Origin of the sequence: Kitasatospora sp. NPDC048722, from assembly GCF_040650235.1 — a bacterium.
GTDB lineage: Bacteria > Actinomycetota > Actinomycetes > Streptomycetales > Streptomycetaceae > Kitasatospora.
In genome coordinates this window covers 1-9899 of record NZ_JBEZGX010000117.1, presented here as the reverse complement: position 1 = coordinate 9899, position 9899 = coordinate 1, and the positions used below count along the sequence as shown (strand labels likewise).

At 77.2% G+C, this 9899-nt stretch carries 2 protein-coding genes; both read right to left on the bottom strand.

Annotated features, from left to right (window positions below):
• A partial coding sequence (locus tag AB0C76_RS40495; RefSeq protein WP_359975530.1) for a beta-ketoacyl synthase N-terminal-like domain-containing protein occupies positions 1 to 1010 on the bottom strand: 1010 nt, incomplete at its 3' end.
• Between the two features lie 217 nt (positions 1011 to 1227).
• Positions 1228 to 9899: SDR family NAD(P)-dependent oxidoreductase (locus AB0C76_RS40490; protein WP_359975527.1), on the bottom strand; the 8672-nt coding region annotated here is incomplete at its 5' end.

Genomic DNA, 9899 nt, shown 5'->3' with positions numbered 1-9899 from the left:
GTGCCGTGCGCCTCGACGGCGTCCACCTCGGCGGGCGCCAGGCCGGCGTCGGCCAGGGCGGCCCGGATCACCCGCTGCTGCGACGGGCCGTTGGGCGCCGTCAGCCCGTTGGAGGCACCGTCCTGGTTGACGGCGGAGCCGCGCACGACGGCCAGCACCGGGTGGCCGAGGCGCCGCGCGTCCGAGAGCCGCTCGACCAGGAGGACGGCGGCGCCCTCGCTCCACGCGGTGCCGTCGGCCGCCGCCGCGAACGGCTTGCACCGGCCGTCGGCGGCGAGGCCGCCCTGCCGGGAGAACTCGGTGAACATCTGCGGGCTCGACATCACCGTCACGCCGCCCGCGAGCGCCAGCGAGCACTCGCCGCGGCGCAGCGACTGGACGGCGAGGTGCAGGGCGACGAGGGAGGAGGAGCACGCGGTGTCGACCGTGATGGCCGGGCCTTCGAGACCGAGGACGTAGGAGATGCGGCCGGAGGCGACGCTGACGGTGTTGCCGGTCAGGAGGTGTCCGGCCGCGGTCTCGGCGACCTGGCCGCCGGCGGTGGAGGCGCTGTCGTAGCCGCCGTGCCCGGTACCGACGAACACGCCCGTCTGCGTGCCGGTGAGCCTCCCGGGGTCGATGCCGGCCCGTTCGACGGCCTCCCAGGCGGTCTCCAGGAGGATCCGCTGCTGGGGGTCCATGGCGAGGGCCTCGCGCGGGGAGATGCCGAAGAACCCGGCGTCGAACTCGCCGGCGTCGTGCAGGAATCCGCTCTCGCGGGAGGTGACGGCGCCCTCGGGGAGGTCCCAGCCGCGGTCGGCGGGGAAGGCGGAGACGGCGTCGACGCCGTCGCGCACCAGGTCCCACAGATCCTCCGGGGAGGCGACCCCGCCGGGCAGCCGGCAGGCCATGCCGACCACGGCGATCGGCTCCCGGTGCTGCTCGGTCGCCTCGCGGAGCTGCTCGCGGGTCTCGTGGAGGTCCGCGATCGCCCGCTTCAGGTAGTCGCGGAGCTTGTCTTCGTTCGACATCGGGACGTCAACCTCTCCGGGGGTCTGCCAGGGAACGCCGTGCGGGAAGGGCTCTGCCGGACGCCCGGTCCGGCGCCACGCGCGAACTCCTGACGTCGGGTCCGACCCGTCGCCCGCCCAGTCTCGCCACGGACGGCCCCGGTTTTCCCTAGAGCACGAAGCACGGACGGGCGTGCCCGGCACCCTGAGGTGCCCGGCACGCCCGTCCGGCCCGCGGCTACTCCTGGCCGCGCAGCCACTCCTCGACGATCTCGGCCGTGAGGGCCGAGTCCTCGCGGATCATCGACAGGTGGTCGGCCGCGACGCCGCGCACCTGGGCGCCCGGCACGAGCGGTTCGGCCTGGGCGCGCTGCTCGATGGGGGTCTCGTCGACGCCGGTCAGGGCGCGCTCGCAGGTGACGAGCAGGACGGGGGCCGTGGTGTGGTGGACCTCCAGGCGGTTGAGGAGGACCATCCAGCGGCCCATGGCGGACAGGCGGGAGTTGGTCAGCCGCACCGGCGAGTCGGCCCCGGTGAAGTTGAGCCGCATCATGCCGGTGTAGTCGGTGCCCTCGTCGGCGTTGTGCTGGAAACTCAGCGTGTCGAAGAGGACGACGCCCGCCGGGCGGATGCCCCACGTGTGCTCCAGCAGCCCGGCTGCCGCGTAGGCGAAGGAGCCGCCGGAGGAGTGGCCGGCGAGCACGAACGGGTGCCCGTCGCTGGCGCGCAGGGCGCTCTCGGCGATCACCCGGGTGGCGACCTCGGGGGTGGCGGGCAGCCGCTCGCCCGTGGCGAACCCGACCAGCGGGAGCGCCGACACCTCGCGCTCGCCGCGGAAGTGGGCGGCGAGCCGGGAGTACTGGTGCACGCCCGCGTTGGCCGTCGGCGCGCTGACGCAGATCAGCCGGGTCGGGCGGGGTCCCTCGGCGAGGCGGGTCGCCCAGGGCAGGTCCTCCAGTTCGGCGGTGGCCTCGAAGGTGGGCCGCAGGGCGGCGACGGTGGCGAGCATGCGCTGGGCCTCGGGCACCTTGCCGTTGGCCAGGGCGTCGGTGAACAGGCGCTCCAGGGAGTCGAGTTCGGGTTCACCGCTGGAGACGAGAACGGGTGCGCCCTCGCCGTCCTCGGCGCGCTGGTCGGCGAGTTCGCTGCGGATCCAGGTCGCGAGCTCGACGGGCGAGCGGCTGTCGAAGACGACGGTGGCGGGCATCCGCAGGCCGGTGACGGCGGCGATCCGGTTGCGCAGCTCGACGGCGGTGAGCGAGTCGAACCCGAGCTCGTAGAAGTCGCGTTCGGCGTCGACGGCCTCCGGGGAGGGGTGGCCGAGGACCGCGGCGGCTTCGGCGCGGACGGTGTCGACGAGGTAGCTCATGCGGTCGCGCTCGTTCAGGTCGAGCAGCTGCCGGGTGAAGCCGGCGGCCGCGTCGGCGCCGCTCGCGCCGCCGCCGGAGGCGGTGCGCCGGGCGGCGCGGACGAGTCCGCGGAACAGCGGCGGCACGTCGCCCTGGGGGCGCATGCCCCCGGCGGCCAGGCCCATCGGGATGACGAGCGGTTCGGCGGAGCCGAGCGCGGCCTCGAACAGGGCGAGGCCCTGCTCCACGGAGAGCGGCGGGATGCCGCCGGACTGCATGCGCCGCATGTCGGTCTCGCTGAGCTCGCTGGTCATGCCCGCCTCCTGGGCCCACGGACCCCAGGCGAGCGAGGTGCCGGCGAGGCCGAGCGACCTGCGGTGGTCGATCAGGGTGTCCAGGAACGCGTTGGCCGCGGCGTAGTTGCCCTGGCCGGGGCTGCCCATGACGCCCGCGATGGACGAGAAGACGGCGAAGACGGCGAGGTCGAGGTGCCGGGTGAGCTCGTGGAGCTGCCAGACCGCGTCGACCTTGGGCCGCAGGACGGCGGACAGGCGCTCGGGGGTGAGCGCGGTGACGATGCCGTCGTCCAGCACACCGGCCGTGTGGACGACGGCGGTGAGCGGGTGCTCGGCGGGGATGCCGGCGAGCAGCGCCTCGGTGGCGGCGCGGTCGGCGGTGTCGCAGGCGACGACGCGGGCCTCGGCGCCGAGGGCCGCCAGGTCGGCGAGGAGTTCGGCCGCGCCGGGCGCGTCCGGTCCGCGCCGGCTGGTGAGCAGCAGGTGGCGGGCGCCGGTGACGGCGAGCCGGCGGGCGAGGTGGCGGCCGAGGGCGCCGGTGCCGCCGGTGATCAGGACGGTGCCGTCGGGGTCGCGCTCCGCGGGCATCGTGAGGACGGTCCGGGCGGCGGGTTCCCCGGCACCGAGCGCGGTGCGGGCGTCGCGGACGTCGTGCGCGGCGACCGGCGGCGCGGTGAGCTCGCCGCGTCCGACGAGGGCGACGAGTTCCGCGAGGATCGCGGCGGTCTCGTCGGCGTCCGGTGCGGGCAGGTGGGCGAAGTCGTCGTCGTCGAGGACGACGTCGGTGCCCGCCGCCGCGCGCCCGACGAGTCGCTCGGGCGGCAGGCCGTGGTCGAGCAGGGTCTCGCGCAGGCCGTCGGGGGCCGTGACGGAGACCTCGGCGCCCAGTCGCAGGGCGAGCCGGACGGCGGCGGTGGCCGGTCCGGTGGCGGTGGCGTGCACGTGGACGCTCCGGCCGGCCTGGACGGCCGAGCCGCCGAGGGCCTGCCGGGCGGGAACGAAGTCTGCGGCCAGCACGGCGGCGGCCCCGAAGGACCACCCGTCGGGCAGCGGGGCCAGCAGGCGCCGGTCGGCGACCGCCTTCGGCCCGGCGGCCAGCACGCCGAACACCTCGTCGCCGGGGCGCAGGTCCGGCACGCCGTCACCGACCGCCGTCACCACGCCGGCCGCGCCGGTGCCGCGGCCGTGAACCGCGGCGGCCCGGACGGCGACGGCGACCTGCCCGGCCGCGGGCGGCTCGGCCGCCTCCGGCGACGGGACCAGGGCCACGTCCTCGGCGACGTCCAGCCGCCACGGCGTGCCGGCCGGGGGCAGCAGCCCCGCGGCGTCCGCGAGCCGGGCCAGCCGGCCCACCCGCAGGGCGCCGCCGCGGACGGCGAACTGGGCCTCGCCGTCGGCCAGCAGGCCGGGCAGCAGCGGCAGCACCGCGGCCACGTCCTCCGTCCGTTCGACGTCGAGCAGGGCGAAGCGGCCGGGGTGCTCGGAGTTCGCCGAGCGGACGAGGCCCCAGGCCGCGCCGCCGGGCAGGTCGCGGACGGTCTCGCCGTCGGCGGCCCGGACGGCGCCCCGGGTCACGAACACCAGCCGGGAGGCGGCGGCGCGGTCGTCCGCCAGCCAGTCCTGGACGAGGGCGAGCACGCGCGTGGTGTGCGCGTGGACGGCCTGCGGGACGTCGCCGGCCGGGCCGTCCAGGGCGACCAGGACGAGGTCGGGCACCGGGCGGCCGAGGTCCGCGAGGGTCGCGGCCGAGGAGCCCGTGCCGTAGGCGTCGCGGCCGAGGGCGGTGCAGCTCGGTGCCGTGGGGGCGGGCGGCGTGGCCGGGGCGGGGACCCACTCGATCCGGAACAGCGGGTCGCGGCCGGTGCGGGCGGCGGCAGCGGCGGCCTGCGGGGCGCGCAGGGCGACCGAGCCGACCGTCAGCACCGCGCCGCCCGCCGGGTCGGTGGCGGTGACGGACACCGTGTCCTCGCCGAGGCGGGCGACGCGCACCCGCAGGGCGGCCGCTCCCCCGGCGTGCAGCGCCACGCCCTGCCAGGCCTGGGGCTGCGGCAGCTGCTCCTCGGTGCCGACGCCGATCAGGACGGCGGCGTGCAGGGCGGCGTCGAGCAGGGCCGGGTGGAGACCGAAGTAGCGGGCGTCATCGGCGGGTTCGCCGTCGAGCTCGACCTCGGCGAACACCTCCTCGCCGCGCAGCCAGGCGGCGCGCAGCCCCCGGAACGCCGGGCCGCGCCCGGGCTCGCGGTAGAAGCCGTCCAGGTCGACGGCGAGCGCGCCGGCCGGCGGCCAGGCCGCCTGGGCGTAGTCCGGCAGGTCCGTCTCCTGGGGGACGAGGGTGCCGGCGGCGCAGCGCGTCCACGGCTCGTCGGGGGCGGCGTCGCCGGGGCGGGCGTAGCAGGCCACCGGGCGGGCGCCGGTGTCGTCGGGCGCTCCGACGCGCACCTGCACGACGGGTTCGTCGTCCTCGGCGAGCGGCAACGGGTCGCCGGGCGTCAGCTCCGCGATCCTGCCGCAGCCGACCTGGTCGCCGGCCCGGACGGCCAGTTCGACGAAGGCGGCGGCGGGGAAGGCGAGCCGGCCACCGATCCGGTGGTCGAGCAGCCACGGGTGGACGCGCAGGGCGAGGCGGCTGGTGAACAGCACGCCGTCGGTGTCCTCGGCGAGCGGGACGGCGGCGCCGAGCAGCGGGTGGTCGGCCGGGACGAGGCCGACGGAGGCGACGTCGCCGGAGAGGGCGGCCGGGCGCGGCCAGTAGCGGCGGTGGTCGAAGGCGTAGGTGGGCAGGTCGACCCGGTGGGCTCCGGTGCCGTCGAACAGGGCCGCCCAGTCGACCGGGACGCCGGCCGCATGGAGCGCGGCGAGGGCGGTGAGCAGGGTGCGCTCGTCGGCACGGTCCTTGCGCAGGGCCGCGGCGCGGACGCAGTCCGTGTCCTCGCCGAGGCTCTGTTCGGCGAGGGCGGTGAGGACGCCGTCGGGGCCGAGTTCGAGGAAGGCGGTCGCGCCGGCCTCGCGCAGGGCGCGGACGCCGTCGGCGAAGCGGACGGCCTCGCGGACGTGGCGCACCCAGTAGTCGGGGCCGGTGAGGTCGGTGCCGAGGGCGCCGGTGAGGTTGGACACGACCGGGATCGAAGGGCTGCCGTAGGACAGGCCGTGGAGGACCTCGCGGAAGTCCTCCAGCATCGGGTCCATCAGCGGCGAGTGGAAGGCGTGGGACACCCGCAGGCGGGACGTCCGGCGATCGGCGAAGTGCGCCTCGATCGCCGCGACGGCCTCCTCGGTGCCCGAGACGACGACGGAGGTCGGGCCGTTGACGGCGGCGATCGACACCAAGTCCCCGAGCAGCGGCAGGACTTCCTCCTCCCTCGCCTGCACGGCGAGCATCGCGCCACCGGAGGGCAGGGCCTGCATCAGCCGGCCGCGCGCCGCCACCAGGGCACAGGCGTCGCCGAGCGAGAACACCCCGGCGACGTGTGCCGCGGCGATCTCGCCGATCGAGTGGCCCGCGACGAAGTCCGGCCGCAGGCCCAGGGATTCGACGAGCCGGTAGAGCGCCACCTCGACCGCGAACAGCGCGGCCTGGGCGTACGAGGTCCGGTTCAGCAGGTCCGCGTCCTCGCCCCACACGACCGCGCGCAGCGGCTCGTCCAGGTGCTCGTCCAGCACCGCGCACACCGAGTCGAAGGCGTCCGCGAACGCCGGGAAGCGCGCGTACAGCTCCCGGCCCATGCCGAGGCGCTGCGAGCCCTGGCCGGAGAAGAGGAAGGCCGTCGATCGGTCCGCCGCGACGCCGCGGGCCACCTCCGTCAGCCCCTCGCTGCACGCGAGCAGCACGGCCCGGTGCTCGAAGGCGGAGCGTCCGGCCGCGAGCGAGAACCCGATGTCCAGCGGGGAGAGTTCGAGCGCGGAGGCGCGGGCGAGGTGGGTCGCCAGCGCGTCCTCGGAGCGGCCGGAGAGCACCCACGGGACGACGGCGGGCAGCACCCGCTGGTCCTCGGTGGGCTCGGCCGCGGCGGGTGCCTGTTCGAGGATCACGTGCGCGTTGGTGCCGCTGATCCCGAACGAGGACACCCCGGCGCGCCAGGGCCGGTCGACCTCGGGCCACGGCCGGGCCTCGGTGAGCAGGTCGATCGAGCCCGCCGTCCAGTCCACGACGGCGGACGGCCGGTCGATGTGCAGGGACTTCGGCAGCACGCCGTGCCGCATGGCGAGCACGGTCTTGATCACTCCGGCGACGCCGGCGGCGGCCTGGGTGTGGCCGATGTTGGACTTCAGCGAGCCGAGCAGCAGCGGCCGTTCGCGGTTCCTCCCGTAGGTGGCGAGGAGCGCCTGGGCCTCGATCGGGTCGCCGAGGGCGGTGCCGGTGCCGTGGCCCTCGACGGCGTCGACCTCGGCGGGCGAGAGTCCGGCGCTGGCGAGGGCCTGGCGGATGACGCGCTGCTGGGAGGGACCGTTGGGCGCGGTGATGCCGTTCGAGGCGCCGTCCTGGTTGACGGCGGAGCCGCGCACGAGCGCCAGCACCGGGTGCCCGTTGCGGCGCGCGTCGGACAGCCGCTCCAGGACGACCATGCCGACGCCCTCGGACCAGTTGGTGCCGTCGGCGGCGTCCGAGTAGGCCTTGCAGCGGCCGTCGGCGGCGAGGCCGTTCTGGACGGTGAAGCCGGCGAAGCTCACCGGTGTGGTCATCACCGTCACACCGCCCGCGAGCGCGAGTCCGCACTCGCCGTTGCGCAGCGCCTGGGCGGCCCAGTGCAGGGCGACCAGCGACGAGGAGCACGCGGTGTCGACCGTGACGGCCGGGCCCTCCAGACCGAGGGTGTAGGAGATGCGGCCGGACAGCACGCTCGATGCGAGGCCGGTGCCGGCGTGGCCGCCGACGTCCTCGCGCGAGTTCATCATGAGCGTCGCGTAATCGAGGCCGTTGGTGCCGACGAAGACGCCGGTGCGGCTGCCGCCGAGCCTCTGCGGGTCGACCCCGGCGCGCTCCAGGGCCTCCCAGGAGGTTTCCAGGAGGAGCCGCTGCTGCGGGTCCATGGCGAGGGCCTCGCGCGGGGAGATGCCGAAGAAGGAGGCGTCGAAGTCGGCGACGGCGTCGATGAAGCCGCCTTCCAGGGTGGCGCTGCGGCCGCGGCCGTCGCGGTCGCCGACGAGGAGGGTCCGCAGGTCCCAGCCGCGGTCCTCGGGGAAGCCGGCGATGCCGTCGCCGCCCTCGGAGACCAGGCGCCACAGCTCGTCGGGCGAGGTGACCCCGCCGGGCAGGCGGCAGGCCATGCCGACGATCGCGATCGGGTCGTCGTCGTCGGCCGCGGCCCGTGGTGCGGGCAGCACCGGGTCGGCGGGGGTGTCGAGGAGCTCGGCCAGCAGGTGCTCGGCGAGGGCCTGGGCGGTCGGGTAGTCGTAGACGGAGGTGGCGGGGAGCTTGAGGCCGGTGGCCGCGCCGAGCCGGGCGGGCAGCTCGACGGCCGTCAGCGAGTCGAAGCCGAGGTCCCGGAACTTGCGGTCCGGGGCGACGGCGGATCGGTCGGCGTAGCCGAGCACGGCGGCGACGTGGGTGCGCACGAGGTCGGTGAGCAGGGCGGTCCGCTCGGCCGGGGTGAGGGCGCGCAGGCGGCCGGTGAGCTCGGAGGCGGCGGTGGCGTAGTCGCGGCGCGCCGCGGCGGCGGCCTCCAGGACGGGCCGGGCGGCCGGGAGGTCGCGCAGCAGCGGGTTGCCGCGCAGGCCGACGAGGCTCTCCAGGACCTGCGGCTGCGTCAGGTCGAGCAGCACGAGCGCCGGGGCCGGGCGGGTGACGGCCTGGCGCAGCGCGGCCAGGGCGAGGTCGGGGTGCAGGGCGGGGACGGCGGCGCGCTGGGTGCGTCCGTCGTCCTCGCCCGGGGCCCCCGGGTCGATGCCGGTGGCCTCGGCGCCGATCCAGGCACCCCACGCGATGGAGGTGGCGGGCAGGCCGTCGGCGCGGCGGCGCCGGGCGAGAGCGTCCAGGACGGCGGCCGGCGCGGCGAGGGTGGCGCGGCCCGGGGTGCCGACGGCGCCCGCGACGGAGGAGCAGAGCACGAAGGCCGTCAGGTCGAGGCCGCGGGTCAGCTCGTCCAGGTGGAGTGCGGCCCCGGCGCGGACCCGGTGGACGGCGGCGAGGCGCTCGGGCGTCAGGTCGTCGAGGACGCCGTCGTCGACCGTGCCCGCCGCGTGGACGACGGCGGTGAGCGGGGCGTCGGCGGGGATCGCGGCCAGCAGGGCGGCGAGGGCGTCGCGGTCGGCGACGTCGCAGGAGGTGATCGTCACGACGGAGCCCAGGCCGCTCAGCTCCTCGGCGAGGTCGGCGGCGCCGGGGGCGTCGGGCCCGCGGCGGCTCGCGAGCAGCAGGTGGCTCGCGCCCGCGGCGGCGAGCTGCCGGGCCACGGCGGCGCCCCGGCCGCCGGTGCCGCCGGTGATCAGGACGGTGCCCCGGGTCTCCCCCGGCGTCCAGCCCGCGTCCGGTGCGCCGGCCGGGGCCGGGACCAGGCGGCGGGCGTGGACGGCGGCCGCGCGGATCGCGATCTGGTCCTCGCCGTCCGCGCCGGCGAGCACGGCGGCCAGCCGGCGCACCGCGGACCGGTCCGGCGCCTCGGGCAGGTCGACGAGGCCGCCCCACTGCTGGGGGTGCTCCAGCGCGGCGACCCGGCCGAGGCCCCACACGGCGGCCTGCTCGGGCGCGGTCGGCGCCTCGGTGCGGGCCACGGCGACCGCACCGCGCGTCAGGCACCACAGCGGCGCGGTGACGTCCGCGTCGCGCAGGGCTTGGAGGAGGGCGAGGGTCACCGCGGCCGGGTCGGTGCCACGGCCGAGCGCGAGGAGGGACAGGACACCGGCGAACGGGCGCCCGGTCGAGGGAAGTTCGCGCAGCAGCGTGGCGAGTTCGGCACGCTCCGGGGCGGGCACGGACAGGCACAGGGCGTCCGGTCCGACGGCCTCGCAGGCCGCCGCCGTCCACGCCTCGTCGCCGCCCTCGGCCGGCGTCACCACCAGCCACGGGCCGGCGGGCCGGGCCGTCGAGCCGCCCGGCAGCGCGCGCCAGGACTCGTGGAAGCGCAGCGCGTCCAGCAGGGACTGGTCGCGGTGGTGGCGCCGCCAGGCGGACAGGGCGGGGAGCACCGCACCGAGCGCGTCGCCGTCCACGGCGAGGTCGGCGGCCAGCGCGTGCAGGTCCTCGCCCTCGACGGCGGCCCAGCTGGACCTCGGGCGCCTCCTCGGCGAGCGCCCCCTGGGCGACGCCGAGCGCGACCGGGTCGGAGTCG